13 protein-coding genes are annotated in these 14,311 nt (G+C 62.5%); 8 read left to right on the plus strand and 5 right to left on the minus strand.

The features are described from left to right. Nucleotides 1–105: 105 nt before the first annotated feature. Together hemB and ppk1 are read left to right on the plus strand one after the other, a co-directional pair. Nucleotides 106–1,119 (plus strand): porphobilinogen synthase, encoded by a 1,014-nt coding sequence (hemB, locus tag LXM55_RS13870; RefSeq protein WP_233320867.1) that lies wholly within the window; start codon nt 106–108, stop codon nt 1,117–1,119. 18 nt (nt 1,120–1,137) lie between these two features. Continuing rightward, on the plus strand, nt 1,138–3,351 hold the full coding sequence (gene ppk1 / locus LXM55_RS13875; protein WP_233320868.1) for a polyphosphate kinase 1: 2,214 nt from the start codon (nt 1,138–1,140) through the stop codon (nt 3,349–3,351). A gap of 124 nt (nt 3,352–3,475) precedes the next feature. On the opposite strand, the gene ppx is transcribed toward ppk1, so the two are convergent. From ppx to LXM55_RS13900, 5 genes are all read right to left on the minus strand, one after another. Continuing rightward, a complete protein-coding gene (gene ppx, locus LXM55_RS13880) occupies nt 3,476–4,978 on the minus strand; it encodes an exopolyphosphatase (RefSeq protein WP_233320869.1) in 1,503 nt (500 codons plus the stop codon). Nucleotides 4,979–5,131: 153 nt separating this feature from the next. Continuing rightward, a complete protein-coding gene (locus tag LXM55_RS13885) occupies nt 5,132–5,866 on the minus strand; it encodes an amino acid ABC transporter ATP-binding protein (protein ID WP_233320870.1) in 735 nt (244 codons plus the stop codon). Then, the gene (locus tag LXM55_RS13890) at nt 5,853–6,503 is read right to left on the minus strand and encodes an amino acid ABC transporter permease (protein WP_233320871.1); all 651 of its coding nucleotides are present in this window, start codon (nt 6,501–6,503) and stop codon (nt 5,853–5,855) included. Before LXM55_RS13890 ends, LXM55_RS13885 begins: the two co-directional genes overlap by 14 nt. Further along, entirely contained in the window at nt 6,500–7,168 is a 669-nt protein-coding gene (locus LXM55_RS13895; RefSeq protein ID WP_233320872.1) for an amino acid ABC transporter permease, read from the minus strand. Before LXM55_RS13895 ends, LXM55_RS13890 begins: the two co-directional genes overlap by 4 nt. 21 nt (nt 7,169–7,189) lie before the next feature. Continuing rightward, nucleotides 7,190–7,975: a transporter substrate-binding domain-containing protein gene (locus LXM55_RS13900; RefSeq protein WP_233320873.1), complete on the minus strand. Its 786-nt coding sequence runs from the start codon at nt 7,973–7,975 to the stop codon at nt 7,190–7,192. 255 nt (nt 7,976–8,230) lie between these two features. On the opposite strand from LXM55_RS13900, the gene LXM55_RS13905 reads away from it, so the two are divergent. From LXM55_RS13905 to LXM55_RS13930, 6 genes are all read left to right on the plus strand, one after another. Continuing rightward, nucleotides 8,231–8,929, plus strand: coding sequence for a FadR/GntR family transcriptional regulator (locus tag LXM55_RS13905; RefSeq protein WP_233320874.1), 699 nt, complete (start codon nt 8,231–8,233; stop codon nt 8,927–8,929). 120 nt (nt 8,930–9,049) lie between these two features. Next, nucleotides 9,050–9,379 carry a thioredoxin TrxA gene (gene trxA, locus LXM55_RS13910; RefSeq protein ID WP_044465682.1) on the plus strand — a complete coding sequence of 110 codons (330 nt, stop codon included), beginning with the start codon at nt 9,050–9,052 and terminating at the stop codon, nt 9,377–9,379. Nucleotides 9,380–9,625: 246 nt separating this feature from the next. Further along, nucleotides 9,626–10,885: a transcription termination factor Rho gene (gene rho / locus LXM55_RS13915; RefSeq protein WP_007926725.1), complete on the plus strand. Its 1,260-nt coding sequence runs from the start codon at nt 9,626–9,628 to the stop codon at nt 10,883–10,885. Between the two features lie 125 nt (nt 10,886–11,010). After that, entirely contained in the window at nt 11,011–12,477 is a 1,467-nt protein-coding gene (gene ubiD, locus LXM55_RS13920) for a 4-hydroxy-3-polyprenylbenzoate decarboxylase (RefSeq protein ID WP_011064155.1), read from the plus strand. Further along, entirely contained in the window at nt 12,477–13,445 is a 969-nt protein-coding gene (locus tag LXM55_RS13925; protein WP_233320875.1) for a CDP-6-deoxy-delta-3,4-glucoseen reductase, read from the plus strand. The genes ubiD and LXM55_RS13925 overlap by 1 nt, the downstream gene beginning before the upstream one ends. Before the next feature lie 215 nt (nt 13,446–13,660). Continuing rightward, nucleotides 13,661–14,311 (plus strand): gamma-glutamylcyclotransferase, encoded by a 651-nt coding sequence (locus LXM55_RS13930; protein WP_233320876.1) that lies wholly within the window; start codon nt 13,661–13,663, stop codon nt 14,309–14,311.

A 14,311-nucleotide genomic window follows, 5' to 3' on the forward strand; every position in this document is an offset into this window, starting at 1 on the left:
AGTGTTGCTGTCGGTCAACAGCTTGAGCACAACTGTCATCTGTTCGTCATAATGCCCGCTTATAACTGTGCCGCTCGCCCGCCCGCGCGAGCCCTGGAGTCCGCCGTGAGCTTTACCCCTGCCAATCGCCTGTTCCCAGCCACTCGTCTGCGGCGCAACCGTCGCGATGATTTTTCCCGCCGCCTGGTGCGTGAAAGCCGGTTGAGCGTGGATGACCTGATCCTGCCGGTATTTGTGCTTGAGGGTGAGAATCGCCGCGAGGCGGTGGCGTCGATGCCCGGGGTCGAGCGCCTGACCATCGACCTGTTGCTGGAAGAGGCGGCGCATTGGGTCGAGTTGGGGATTCCGGCGCTGGCGCTGTTCCCGGTGACGCCGGCCGGGCTCAAGTCCCTGGATGCTGCCGAAGCCTGGAACCCGGAGGGCATCGCCCAGCGCGCCACCCGCGCCTTGCGCGAACGTTTCCCGGCACTGGGGGTGATCACCGATGTCGCCCTCGACCCGTTCACCACCCATGGCCAGGACGGCATCCTCGACGAACAGGGTTATGTGCAGAACGACATCACCGTCGATGCCCTGGTGCGCCAGGCGTTGTCCCACGCCGAGGCGGGGGCCCAGGTGGTGGCGCCGTCGGACATGATGGACGGGCGGGTCCAGGCGATCCGTGAAGCCCTGGAACTGGCGGGGCACGTCAACGTGCGGATCATGGCCTACTCGGCCAAATACGCCAGCGCCTACTACGGCCCCTTCCGAGATGCGGTGGGCTCGGCGCTGAACCTGGGCAAGGCCGACAAGGCCTCGTACCAGATGGACCCGGCCAACGGCCAGGAAGCCCTGCATGAGGTGGCGGCGGACCTCGCCGAAGGCGCGGACATGGTCATGGTCAAGCCAGGCATGCCGTACCTGGACATCCTCTGGCGGGTCAAAGATGAATTCAAGGTGCCGACCTTTGTCTATCAGGTCAGCGGCGAATACGCCATGCACATGGCGGCCATCCAGAATGGTTGGTTGGGTGAGGGGGTTATTCTTGAATCCCTGACCGCTTTCAAACGTGCAGGTGCCGATGGCATCCTGACTTACTTTGCCGTTCGTGCTGCTCAATTGTTACGAGAGCAAAAATAGCCCTCCCAGGAACACGCGATGAATACTGAAGGACTCTCAGAAGTTGCCGTAAAAGACGCTCAGCCGGTGGTCGAGCCAGTGGTTGAAACCCCGCCGGAGCTGGAGCCCGCGCCCGCGGTGGCCGAGGCGCCACCGGCGCCGGCCATTGTCATTCCCAACCTGGATGACAGCAGCCTGTACATTCACCGCGAGCTGTCGCAGCTGCAGTTCAACATCCGCGTGCTGGAACAGGCGCTGGACGAGTCCTACCCGCTGCTGGAGCGCCTGAAGTTCCTGCTGATCTTCTCCAGCAACCTGGACGAGTTCTTCGAGATCCGCGTCGCCGGCCTGAAGAAGCAGATCACCTTCGCCCGTGAACAGGCCGGTGCCGACGGCCTGCAGCCGCATCAGGCGCTGGCACGGATCAGCGAGCTGGTGCACGGTCACGTCGACCGCCAGTACGCGATCCTCAATGACATCCTGTTGCCGGAACTGGAGAAGCACCAGATCCGCTTCATCCGTCGCCGCTACTGGACCGCCAAGCTCAAGACCTGGGTACGCCGTTACTTCCGTGACGAGATCGCGCCGATCATCACCCCGATTGGCCTGGACCCGACGCACCCGTTCCCGTTGCTGGTGAACAAGAGCCTGAACTTCATCGTCGAGCTGGAAGGCATCGACGCCTTCGGTCGCGATTCCGGCCTGGCGATCATCCCGGCGCCACGCCTGCTGCCGCGGATCATCAAGGTGCCGGAAGAAGTCGGCGGCCCTGGCGACAACTATGTGTTCCTGTCGTCGATGATCCACGCCCACGCCGATGACCTGTTCCAGGGCATGAAGGTAAAAGGCTGCTATCAGTTCCGCCTGACCCGTAACGCCGACCTGGCGGTGGACACCGAGGACGTCGAAGACCTGGCCCGCGCCCTGCGCGGCGAGCTGTTCTCCCGGCGCTACGGCGACGCGGTGCGCCTAGAAGTGGCCGACACCTGCCCGAAACACCTGTCGGACTACCTGCTCAAGCAGTTCAACCTGCACGAGACCGAGCTGTACCAGGTCAATGGCCCGGTGAACCTGACGCGGCTGTTCAGCATCACCGGTCTGGACAGTCATCCGGAGCTGCAATACACCCCGTTCACCCCGCAGATTCCCAAGCTGCTGCAGAACAGCGAGAACATCTTCAGCGTCATCAGCAAGCAGGACATCCTGCTGCTGCACCCGTTCGAATCCTTCACCCCGGTGGTCGACCTGCTGCGCCAGGCCGCCAAGGACCCGCACGTGCTGGCGGTGCGCCAGACCCTGTACCGCAGTGGTGCCAACTCGGAAATCGTCGACGCCCTGGTGGACGCGGCGCGCAACGGCAAGGAAGTCACCGCGGTGATCGAACTGCGTGCGCGCTTTGATGAAGAGTCCAACCTGCAGATGGCCAGCCGCCTGCAAGCGGCCGGCGCGGTGGTGATCTACGGCGTGGTGGGCTTCAAGACCCACGCCAAGATGATGCTGATCCTGCGTCGCGAAGCTGGCGAGATCGTGCGTTATGCGCACCTGGGCACCGGCAACTACCACGCGGCCAACGCCCGTCTGTACACCGACTACAGCCTGCTGACTTCCGACGACGCCTTGTGCGAAGACGTCGGCAAACTGTTCAGCCAGCTGATCGGCATGGGCAAGACCCTGCGCATGAAGAAGCTGCTGCACGCGCCGTTCACCCTGAAGAAGGGCATGCTCGACATGATCGCCCGGGAGACCCAGTTCGCCCTGGACGGCAAGCCGGCGCACATCATTGCCAAGTTCAACTCGCTGACCGATCCGAAGATCATTCGCGCGTTGTACAAGGCCAGCCAGTCCGGCGTGCGCATCGATCTGGTGGTGCGCGGCATGTGCTGCCTGCGTCCGGGGATTGCCGGGGTATCGCACAACATCCACGTGCGCTCGATCATCGGCCGCTTCCTGGAGCACACCCGGGTGTTCTACTTCCTCAACGGCGGCGAGGAACAGATGTTCCTTTCCAGTGCCGACTGGATGGAGCGCAACCTCGATAAACGAGTCGAGACCTGCTTCCCGGTGGAAGGCAAGAAGCTGATTCTGCGGGTCAAGAAAGAGCTGGAAAGTTATCTCACCGATAACACCCACAGCTGGAGCCTGCAGTCCGACGGCCGTTACATCCGCAACACGCCGACCGGCAACCAGAACCCGCGCAGCGCCCAGGCGACCTTGCTGGAGCGTCTTGGCAGCCCGGTATTGCCGGTGCGCTAAGCGCGGCAGGCGCCAAATAAAAAGGCCAGCCCGATCACCGGGCTGGCCTTTTTTATTGCCTTGCGTGTGGAGCTGGCTTGCCAGCGAAAGCGTCGGCCGGCTCCTAGGGGCTGGGCAGGTGGGGTCAGCTGACGTTGAGCACGATGCCGACCCGCGTCAGCCATTCGGCTTCCAGGGCGAAATCGGCCTGGGTCAGCTGGTTTTCATCCAGCCAGTGCTCCGGGAACTCCAGATCCAGGTGGTCGCCCTGGGCGCGCAGGCTCACCTGGGGCATTTGCTGGGTGCCACGGATGTGGTGGAACAGGATGGCGAAACGCAGCAGCACGCACAGGCGGATCAGCTTGATGCCGTCGTCGCCGAACTCGGCGAATTTCTCCTTGGGAATGTTGCGGCGGTGGCCGCGTACCAGCAGCGCCAGCATTTGCTGGTCTTCGCGGGAGAAGCCGGCCAGGTCCGAGTGCTCGATCAGGTAGGCGCCGTGCTTGTGGTAATGATAGTGGGCGATGTCCAGCCCCACTTCGTGGACCTTGGCCGCCCAGCCCAGCAGTTCGCGCCAGACGCCGTCTTCCAGGTCCCAGTCCGCGGCGACCTGGTCGAAGGCGCGCAGGGCCTTGCCTTCGACCCGCGAGGCCTGTTCCAGGTCCACGTGGTAACGCTCCATCAGCGAGCTGAGGGTGCGCTCGCGGACGTCTTCATGGTGGTGGCGGCCCAGCAGGTCGTAGAGCACGCCTTCACGCAGGGCGCCTTCGCAGTGGTCCATGCGTTGCAGTTCCAGGGCGTCGAAGATCGCTTCGAGAATCGCCAGGCCGGCCGGGAAGATCGCCCGGCGGTCGGGCTTGATGCCTTCGAAGTCGATCTTCTCGGCGTCGCCCAGCTTGAACAGTTTGCGCTTGAGCCAGGCCAGCCCTTCGGCGTTGACTTCGCCACTGCCCTGGCCGCCGGCCTTGAGGGCCAGGCCGATGGCGCGGATGGTCCCGGAAGAGCCGATGGCTTCGTCCCAGGTCAGGCGATGCAGGGCATGCTCGATGCTCATGATCTCCAGCCGCGCGGCGGTGTAGGCCTGGGCGTAGCGGGCCGGGGTGATCTTGCCGTCGCGGAAATAACGCTGAGTGAAGCTCACGCAGCCCATCTGCAGGCTTTCGCGCAGCAGCGGTTCGAAGCGCTGGCCGATGATGAATTCGGTACTGCCGCCGCCAATGTCGGCCACCAGGCGCTTGCCCGGGGTGTCGGCGAGGGTGTGGGACACCCCGAGGTAGATCAGCCGGGCCTCTTCGCGGCCGGAGATGACTTCCACCGGGTGGCCGAGGATTTCCTCGGCGCGGCGAATGAATTCGCCGCGGTTGCGCGCCTCGCGCAGGGCGTTGGTGCCGACGATGCGCACGGTGCCCGGCGGCATGCCATTGATCAGTTGGGAGAAGCGCTTGAGGCAGTCGAGCCCGCGCTGCATGGATTCTTCGTTGAGCTGGCGTTCTTCGTTGATGCCGGCGGCCAGTTGAACCTTTTCACCGAGCCGCTCGAGAATGCGGATTTCACCGTTCCGGGCCTTGGCCACGACCATGTGAAAGCTGTTGGAGCCCAGATCGATCGCGGCGATCAGGGACAGATTCTTGGCTTGGGATTGGGGCATGGTTGGGGGTCTCGGTCGATAACCTCGCCATCCTGCCACGATCAACGGCTCGCGCCAACGCGCAGTGTCCAATGCGTTGATTCAACGCATAAAACCCTCGGCAGGCGTGCTGTGGCTGTTCGCCGGCCAGCCCGCCTCCATGAAGAAGGCGCCTCAAGCCTGCTCGGCACCGCCGATGAAGTTCGCCAGCTCGGCGGTCTGCGGATGAGCGAACAGCTGCCTGGGATCCCCCACTTCATGCACCTTGCCCTGGTGCATGAACACCAGCTTGTCGCCCACTTCCCGGGCAAAGCGCATCTCATGGGTGACCATGATCAGGGTCATGCCGTCCCGGGCCAGTTGGCGCACCACACTGAGCACTTCATTGACCAGCTCCGGGTCCAGGGCCGAGGTGATCTCGTCGCACAACAGCACCTTGGGCGACATCGCCAGGGCCCGGGCAATTGCCACTCGCTGTTGCTGGCCACCGGACAGCCGGTCTGGAAAGGCGTCGAACTTCTCCGCCAGGCCGACCCGCGCCAGCATCTGCCGCGCCAGCTCGGCAGCCCGGGCCTTGGGCACCTTCTGCACCACCTGCGGGGCCAGCATCACGTTCTCGCCCACGCTCAGGTGGGGAAACAGGTTGAACTGCTGGAACACCATGCCGACTTTCTGCCGCAGGCTGCGCAGGTCGGCGCGGGCCGCGTCGAGGTACTCGCCGTCGACTTCGATCACTCCGTCGTTGATCGACTCCAGGCCGTTGAGGGTGCGCAGCAGGGTGCTCTTGCCCGAGCCGCTGCGCCCGATGATCGCCACCACCTGGCCTTCCTCGATGCTCAGGTCGATGCCTTTGAGCACATGGTGGTCGCCGTAATATTTATGCAGGGCGGAAATTCTAAGCAGAGGCATGCAGTCTCCTTTCCAGGTAGCGGGCACTGAGGGACAGGGGGTAGCAGAGCAGGAAGTAACCGAGGGCCACCAGGCCGTAGACCATGAAGGGCTCGAAGGTGGCGTTGGCCAGCATGCTGCCGGTCTTGGTCAGCTCGGTGAAACCGATGATCGAGGTCACCGCGGTGCCTTTGACCACTTGCACCGAGAAGCCCACGGTGGGGGCCACGGCGATGCGCAGCGCTTGCGGCAGGATCACGTGGCGCAGCTGTTCATAAGGGCTCAGGGCCAGGCTCGCCGAGGCCTCCCACTGACCGTGGGGAATCGACTCGACGCAGCCGCGCCAGATCTCCGCCAGGTAGGCGCTGGTAAACAGGGTCAGGGCGATGGCCGCGGCCAGCCAGGGCGAGATATCCACCCCCAGCAGGGCGATGCCGAAGAACACCAGGAACAGCTGCATTAGCAGCGGCGTGCCCTGGAACAATTCTATATAGGTGCGAGCGCAGGAGCGGGCCCAGCCCTTGTCGGAGATCCGCAGGGTCATGATCAGCAGGCCGATCAGGCCGCCGCCGACAAAGGCCACCAGGGACAGCAGCAGGGTCCACTGCAGGCCGCTGAGCAGATTGCGCAGGATGTCCCAGAAAGTGAAGTCGCTCATCGGCTGTTCCTCAGGATGTAGCGCTGGCCGATCCAGTTCAGCAACTGGCGGATCAGCAAGGCCATGCACAGGTAGATCAGGGTGGTCAGGGCGTAGGTTTCAAAGGCGCGGAAGTTGCGCGACTGGATGAAGTTGGCGGCGAAGCTCAGTTCTTCGGTGGCGATCTGCGAGCAAACGGCGGAGCCGAGCATGACGATGATGATTTGGCTGCACAGGGCCGGCCAGACCTTGCCCAGGGCCGGTAGCAGCACCACGTGGCGGAAGGCTTCGAAGCGGCTCATGGCCAGTGCAGCGGCGGCTTCCAACTGGCCCTTGGGAATCGCCTGGATGCCGGCGCGGATGATTTCCGTGGAATAGGCGCCGAGGTTGATCACCATGGCCAGCACGGCCGCCTGCCACTCGGAAATCTGCAGGCCCAGGGACGGCAGGCCGAAGAAGATGAAGAACAACTGCACCAGGAACGGGGTGTTGCGGATCAGTTCGACGTAGAGGCCGAAGATCGTCGCCAGGGGTTGGATCTTCCAGGCCCGCACCAGCGCGCCGATGATCCCCAGGCTGACCCCGAGCAGCGTGCCGATGGCGGTCAGCTCCAGGGTGAACAGCGCGCCGCGCAGCAGCAGGCCGGTGTTTTCCAGCACCGGCAGGAAGTCGAACTGATAAGCCATGCTCAAGCTCCGGAAGGGCGGTCAAAGGTCGGCCGGCAGCGGCTCCTTGAGCCACTGCTGGGCGTTTTTCTCCAGGGCGCCGTCGGCCTTGGCGGCAGTGAGGATCTGGTTGATCTTGTCCAGCAGCTCCGGCTGGTTCTTGTTCACCCCGACGTAGACCGGCGAGTCCTTGAGCTTGATCTTCATCACCGGGATGCGTTTCGGGTTGCGCTGGCTGATGGCGACCATCACCACGTTGCCGCTGGCGATCAGGTCGACCTGGCCGGCGAGGTAGGCGGCGATGGTCGAGTTGTTGTCCTCGAAGCGCTTGATGGTCGCGCCCTGGGGCGCCACGGCGGTCAGTTCGATGTCTTCGATGGCGCCGCGGGTCACGCTGATGGTCTTGCCCTTGAGCGCGTCGAGGTTGGCGATGGCGGCTTCGGGCGGGCCGAACACCGCGAGGTAGAAGGGCGCGTAGGCCTTCGAGAAGTCGATGACTTTCTCCCGCTCGGGGTTCTTGCCGAGGCTGGAAATCACCAGGTCGACCTTGCCGGTGGTGAGGAACGGGATGCGGTTGGTGCTGTTCACCGGGGTCAGCTCCAGCTTGACCTTGAGCTGTTCGGCCAGCAGGCGTGCGGTGTCGATGTCCAGGCCGCGGGGTTGCATGTCCGGGCCTATCGAGCCGAACGGCGGGAAGTCCTGGGGCACGGCGACCTTGAGGGTGCCGCGGGCCAGTACGTCATCCAGGGCGTTGGCCTGGGCTGGTGCCTGGCTCAGCATCAGGCTGGCAAACAGGGTGCAGAGCAGGGCGCTGAAGCGTGTGGGCATGGCGATTCTCCGGAAGCATCAGGAAGTGATTTCTGCGTGGCGACAGAGCACGGGTCGTGCCAATCAGCTGGAAAAGCCCGGTGAAGGTGGGTTTTGCTGGGTTGCATTGGTCTTACTGGTCTGAACAGTTGCCGCTTTTCTTGCACCTGGATCGGGCATCGGGGCGGGTTGCCGAACCCTGCTGGGGCACGACTTGCCGGGTTCGGCGAATAGCTTTACAAGGGAGCTTTTCTAGCCCGGGCCAGCCTCAAGTTCATGAACTCCATCAGCCGTGCGGTACCCGAAGTGGCGGTGCAAGCCATTCGCCAACTGATCACCGAGCGCGGCTTCGGCCCGGGCGATGCACTGCCTTCGCAACGAGATCTGGCGTTGCAACTGGGGGTCAGTCGGGCCTCGCTGCGCGAGGCGCTGTCATCCCTGAGCGCCCTGGGGCTGATCAGTGTGCAGCCAGGCAAGGGCGTGTTTGTCCAGGAAGTGGCGCCGGTTGCCAGCGGGCTGGACTGGCCATTCGCTGCCCAGGCCTCGCCTGTGGATATCTTTCAATTGCGCTATGCCCTGGAAGGTTTCGCGGCGGGGCTGGCGGCGGTCACCCTGACCGCCGATGAGCTGGATGCCCTGGAGGACAATGTCGATGCCATGCGCCAGGAGTTGCTGGCGAGGGATTTCGAGGCGGCGGCCCGGCTGGATTTCGAATTCCACCACAAGCTGCTCCTGGCCTGCGGCAACCAGGCGATGCTGAGCGTTCTCAGCACCAGCGCGCAGATCTTCCTGGAAAGCCAGAAGCTACCGTTCATCCGGCCCGAGCGGGCCATGGAAACCTGGCAGGAGCACCGCAAGATCCTCCGCGGCCTGGCCCGGCGGGCTTCGGCGGCGGCACAGAAGGCCATGCAGGAACACGTACGCAACGCGGCCCTGCGCACCGGAATTGCCTTCGTGACCCCCTTGTCTTCCTGAGCTGAGCTATACCCAAACTCATGGGGCACCATAGTGAGAGTCAATCATCTCCGGCTTCCTGAACGCAGGAAGGGCAGATATGATGGGCCACGTTTTTTTGCTTACAACCTGGAGAATTCCATGAGCAGCGATCTTATCAAACACGTCAGCGACGCCAGCTTCGAGACCGACGTACTCAAAGCCGAAGGCGCTGTACTGGTCGACTACTGGGCTGAGTGGTGCGGCCCATGCAAGATGATCGCTCCGGTTCTGGACGAAATTGCTGAAACCTACAAAGGCAAACTGACCGTTGCCAAGCTGAACATCGACGAAAACCAGGAAACCCCGGCCAAGCACGGCGTGCGTGGTATCCCGACCCTGATGCTGTTCAAGAACGGCAACGTCGAAGCCACCAAGGTCGGCGCGCTGTCGAAGTCGCAATTGGCCGCTTTCCTCGACGCCAACATCTAAGCGTCGATTTCAGTGCCCTGGAAAAGCCCCGCAAAATGCGGGGCTTTTTCGTAATTGAGGGCTAGACGCTCCGAAACTCAGGTGTTACATTCGGCCCCGCACTGGTTTCTCCATTGCCCCCTGCAAGCCGTCGCCGACGCTCTCCTTTTCGAATAAGTACGCGATCCTGTCGCCTTCTCTGCGGCGCGGCCTCATTAAGCCAAAAGCTTAATTTCCCCCCTCTATAAATGATTACGTCATTCCTATATGAATCTGACTGAACTCAAGCAAAAGCCGATTACCGAACTGCTCGAATTGGCCGAACAGATGGGCATAGAAAATATGGCCCGTTCGCGCAAGCAGGACGTGATTTTCTCCCTGCTGAAAAAGCACGCGAAAAGCGGTGAGGAAATCTCCGGTGATGGCGTGCTGGAGATCCTCCAGGACGGCTTCGGCTTCCTCCGTTCCTCCGACGCCTCCTACCTGGCCGGCCCGGACGATATCTACGTCTCGCCAAGCCAGATCCGTCGCTTCAACTTGCGCACCGGTGACACCATCGTTGGCAAGATCCGCCCTCCCAAGGAAGGCGAGCGTTACTTCGCGCTGCTCAAGGTCGATACCATCAACTACGACCGCCCCGAGAACGCCAAGAACAAGATTTTGTTCGAAAACCTGACGCCGCTGTTCCCGACCGTGCGCATGAAGATGGAAGCCGGCAACGGTTCCACCGAAGACCTGACCGGTCGTGTCATCGACCTGTGCGCGCCGATCGGCAAAGGCCAGCGTGGCCTGATCGTTGCTCCGCCGAAGGCGGGCAAGACCATCATGCTGCAGAACATCGCGTCGAACATCACCCGTAACAACCCCGAAGTTCATCTGATCGTGCTGTTGATCGACGAGCGTCCGGAAGAAGTGACCGAGATGCAGCGCACCGTGCGCGGCGAAGTGGTTGCCTCCACCTTCGACGAGCCGCCAACCCGCCACGTGCAAGTGGCCGAGATGGTGATCGAGAAGGCCAAGCGCCTGGTTGAACACAAGAAGGACGTGGTGATTCTGCTGGACTCCATCACCCGTCTGGCTCGTGCCTACAACACCGTGATCCCAAGCTCCGGCAAGGTCCTGACCGGTGGTGTCGATGCCCACGCCCTGGAGAAGCCAAAGCGTTTCTTCGGCGCTGCGCGCAACATCGAAGAAGGCGGCTCGCTGACCATCATCGCCACCGCGCTGGTTGAAACCGGCTCGAAGATGGACGAAGTGATCTACGAAGAGTTCAAGGGTACCGGCAACATGGAACTGCCCCTGGACCGCAAGATCGCTGAAAAGCGCGTCTTCCCGGCCATCAACATCAACCGCTCCGGCACCCGCCGCGAAGAGTTGCTGACGGCCGACGACGAGCTGCAGCGCATGTGGATCCTGCGCAAGCTCCTGCATCCCATGGATGAAGTCGCTGCCATCGAGTTCCTGGTCGACAAGCTGAAACAGACCAAGACCAACGATGAGTTCTTCCTGTCGATGAAACGCAAGTAAATCGATCAGGCCAGCAAGAGCCGGGGAAACCCGGCTTTTTGCTATCTGACATTCTCTATTCTGAACCTGTGGGTTCGGCGCTAAACTGCCTGCCCCGAATGCCACGGCGAAAACGAGGCTCACGCATGCAGTATCGCGACTTGCGCGACTTTATCAGCGGCCTGGAACAGCGCTCGGAACTCAAGCGCATCCAGGTTCCGGTGTCCCCAGTGCTGGAAATGACCGAGGTCTGCGATCGCACCTTGCGTGCCAAAGGCCCGGCCCTGCTGTTTGAAAACCCCACCGGTTATGACATCCCCGTGCTCGGCAACCTGTTCGGCACCCCCGAGCGCGTGGCCCTGGGCATGGGCGCCGAAGCCGTCAGCGAACTGCGCGAAATCGGCAAGCTGCTGGCCTTCCTCAAGGAGCCGGAGCCGCCCAAGGGCTTGAAGGATGCCTGGTCCAAGCTGCCGATCTTCCGCAAGATCATTTCCATGGCGCCCAAGGTGGTCAAGGACGCGGTGTGCCAGGAAGTGGTGATTGAAGGCGACGATGTCGACCTCGGCATGCTGCCGGTGCAGACCTGCTGGCCCGGCGACGTCGGCCCGCTGATCACGTGGGGCCTGACGGTGACCAAGGGCCCGAACAAGGACCGGCAGAACCTGGGGATCTATCGCCAGCAGGTGATCGGTCGCAACAAGGTGATCATGCGCTGGTTGAGCCATCGCGGCGGCGCGCTGGATTACCGTGAGTGGTGCGAGAAGCACCCAGGCCAGCCGTTCCCGGTATCGGTGGCCCTGGGAGCCGACCCGGCGACCATTCTCGGTGCCGTGACCCCGGTGCCGGACAGCCTTTCCGAATACGCCTTCGCTGGCCTGCTGCGCGGCAACCGCACCGAGCTGGTGAAGTGCCGCGGCAACGACCTGCAAGTTCCGGCCACTGCCGAAATCATCCTTGAAGGGGTGATCCATCCCGGCGAGATGGCCGATGAAGGCCCCTATGGCGACCACACGGGTTACTACAACGAGGTCGACAGCTTCCCGGTGTTCACCGTGGAGCGCATCACCCACCGCATCAAGCCGATCTACCACAGCACCTACACCGGCCGGCCGCCGGATGAGCCGGCGATCCTCGGCGTGGCGCTGAACGAAGTGTTCGTGCCGATCCTGCAGAAGCAGTTCCCGGAAATCACCGACTTCTACCTGCCGCCCGAAGGCTGCTCCTACCGCATGGCGGTGGTGACCATGAAGAAGCAGTACCCGGGCCACGCCAAGCGCGTGATGCTGGGTGTCTGGTCGTTTTTGCGACAGTTCATGTACACCAAGTTCGTTATCGTCACCGACGACGATATCAATGCCCGGGACTGGAACGACGTGATCTGGGCGATCACCACGCGCATGGACCCCAAGCGCGACACGGTGATGATCGACAACACCCCGATCGACTACCTCGACTTCGCCTCGCCGGTCTCCGGCCTGGGCTCGAAGATGGGGCTCGACGCTACTCACAAATGGCCTGGAGAAACCACCCGAGAGTGGGGCCGGGTCATCGTCAAGGATGAGGCGGTCACCCGCCGGATCGATGCCATCTGGAATCAGTTAGGAATAGATTGATGCGTGTAACCTTGCAGCCCTCCGGAGCGGTGCTTGAGACACTGCCCGGCGAGCGGATTCTCGATGCGGCGCGGCGCCTGGGCTATGAATGCCCGCAGAGCTGCCGCAACGGCAACTGTCATGTGTGTGCGGCGCTGCTGGTGGAGGGCAGCGTGCAGCAAGCCGGCGATGTGCGTGACCACGGCGAGTTCTACACTTGCATTGCAGAGCCGCTGGAAGACTGCATCGTGCTGTGGGATGGCGTCCTTGCGCTGGGAGAACTGCCAGTGCGCAGCCTGTCGTGTCAGGTCATTGAGTGTGTGGAAGTCGGTGGCGATGTGTGGCGGGTCTGGCTGCGCGCGCCCGCTGGCAAGCCGCCGCGCTACCACGCCGGCCAGTACCTGATGCTGGAGCGCGAGAATGGCGAGAAATCGGCCTTTTCCCTGGCTTCGGCGCCCCACTGCGGCCGCGATATGGAGCTGCATGTGCTGGTGCGTGAGACCAGTGCGCAAAGCCTCATGGAGCAGTTGCAGCGCAATCGTATCGTGCGTGTCGAGTTGCCTTTCGGTGATACCCACCTGGCGGAGTTGCCCGACGGGCCACTGGTCTTGATCGCCGCCGGGACTGGCATGGCGCAGATGCATAGCCTGATCGAACATTGTCGAGCCACGGGCTTCAAGCATCCGGTACACCTGTATTGGGGCGTGCGCCGGCCGGAAGATTTCTACCGGATCGAAGAGTGGGACGAGTGGCAGCAACTGCCCAATCTCTATCTGCACAAAGTGGTCAGCGACCTGTGTGGCTGGGAGGGACGCTGCGGCTTGCTGCATGAAGCGGTCTGCGAGGACATCACCGATCTGTCGGCGGTGCACGTCTATGGCAGTGGTTCGCCAGCGATGATCTACGCCACCCTGGACGCGCTGGTGAATGCCGGGATGGATGCCCATCAGATGCGCGCCGACGTGTTTGCCTACGCCCCGCGACCTTGACTGCATTGGCCCCGAGCCCCGCGTTATAACTTCGTATATAGCCCATCGGTATTTAGCTAATTGAATAAATATCGGTAGGTTATATATAAGCCTTTAACTTAAGTGGCCACTGCTTAGTGGCACTTAACTTGCCTTGAAACTTATGTGTCTTGTAGTTACTGCCAAGCGTTCTATTAAGTAACTTCTAATACGCGGGGAGCCGAACGCTATTCGCCATGACAGCCCTTGAATCCAGTTATCTGAATCTGGCTTACCCTCCGCGGCTCGATCTGGGGCCGCAGCTGACCCACGAACAACTTCGCAGCTCCATGCAATCCACCATGGCCCGGCACAAGGGCGGGCCGGTGTGGCTGTTCGCTTACGGTTCACTGATCTGGCGCCCGGAATGTTCGGCGGTCGAGCGCATGCGCGGCAGGGTGCATGGTTATCATCGCGGCCTGTACCTGTGGTCCCACGAGCATCGCGGCACGCCGGAACTGCCGGGCCTGGTGTTCGGCCTGGATCGTGGCGGCTCCTGCAGCGGCTTCGCCTATCGGTTGCCGGAAGAGCAACTGGACGCTTCGCTGTACGCCCTGTGGCAGCGTGAAATGCCTTATCCCTCCTATCGTCCGCACTGGCTCAACTGCCGTCTTGAGGATGGCAGCCAGGTCCAGGCGCTGGGTTTTGTGCTGGAGCGGCACCTGCCCAGCTATGCCGGCAATCTGCCGGATCATGTGCTCAGCCAGGTGTTTGAAAGTGCGTGCGGGCGTTATGGCACCACCCGCGATTACGTCGAGCAGACGGTCCAGGCCCTGCGCAACCACGCCATGCCGGACCGTAACCTGGAAGCGCGGCTCAAGCGCTGCAAGGGGGCTGTTGCCCATTGA

The organism is Pseudomonas sp. Au-Pse12 (genome assembly GCF_021341665.1).
GTDB lineage: Bacteria > Pseudomonadota > Gammaproteobacteria > Pseudomonadales > Pseudomonadaceae > Aquipseudomonas.

Coding starts and splice junctions, on each gene's coding strand:
- ppx (WP_233320869.1), bottom strand. CDS start 4,978: ATGCCCCAATCCCAAGCCAAGAATCTGTCCCTGATCGCCGCGATCGAT.
- trxA (WP_044465682.1), top strand. CDS start 9,050: ATGAGCAGCGATCTTATCAAACACGTCAGCGACGCCAGCTTCGAGACC.
- LXM55_RS13895 (WP_233320872.1), bottom strand. CDS start 7,168: ATGGCTTATCAGTTCGACTTCCTGCCGGTGCTGGAAAACACCGGCCTG.
- LXM55_RS13925 (WP_233320875.1), top strand. CDS start 12,477: ATGCGTGTAACCTTGCAGCCCTCCGGAGCGGTGCTTGAGACACTGCCC.
- LXM55_RS13900 (WP_233320873.1), bottom strand. CDS start 7,975: ATGCCCACACGCTTCAGCGCCCTGCTCTGCACCCTGTTTGCCAGCCTG.
- rho (WP_007926725.1), top strand. CDS start 9,626: ATGAATCTGACTGAACTCAAGCAAAAGCCGATTACCGAACTGCTCGAA.
- LXM55_RS13930 (WP_233320876.1), top strand. CDS start 13,661: ATGACAGCCCTTGAATCCAGTTATCTGAATCTGGCTTACCCTCCGCGG.
- ubiD (WP_011064155.1), top strand. CDS start 11,011: ATGCAGTATCGCGACTTGCGCGACTTTATCAGCGGCCTGGAACAGCGC.
- LXM55_RS13905 (WP_233320874.1), top strand. CDS start 8,231: ATGAACTCCATCAGCCGTGCGGTACCCGAAGTGGCGGTGCAAGCCATT.
- LXM55_RS13890 (WP_233320871.1), bottom strand. CDS start 6,503: ATGAGCGACTTCACTTTCTGGGACATCCTGCGCAATCTGCTCAGCGGC.
- LXM55_RS13885 (WP_233320870.1), bottom strand. CDS start 5,866: ATGCCTCTGCTTAGAATTTCCGCCCTGCATAAATATTACGGCGACCAC.
- ppk1 (WP_233320868.1), top strand. CDS start 1,138: ATGAATACTGAAGGACTCTCAGAAGTTGCCGTAAAAGACGCTCAGCCG.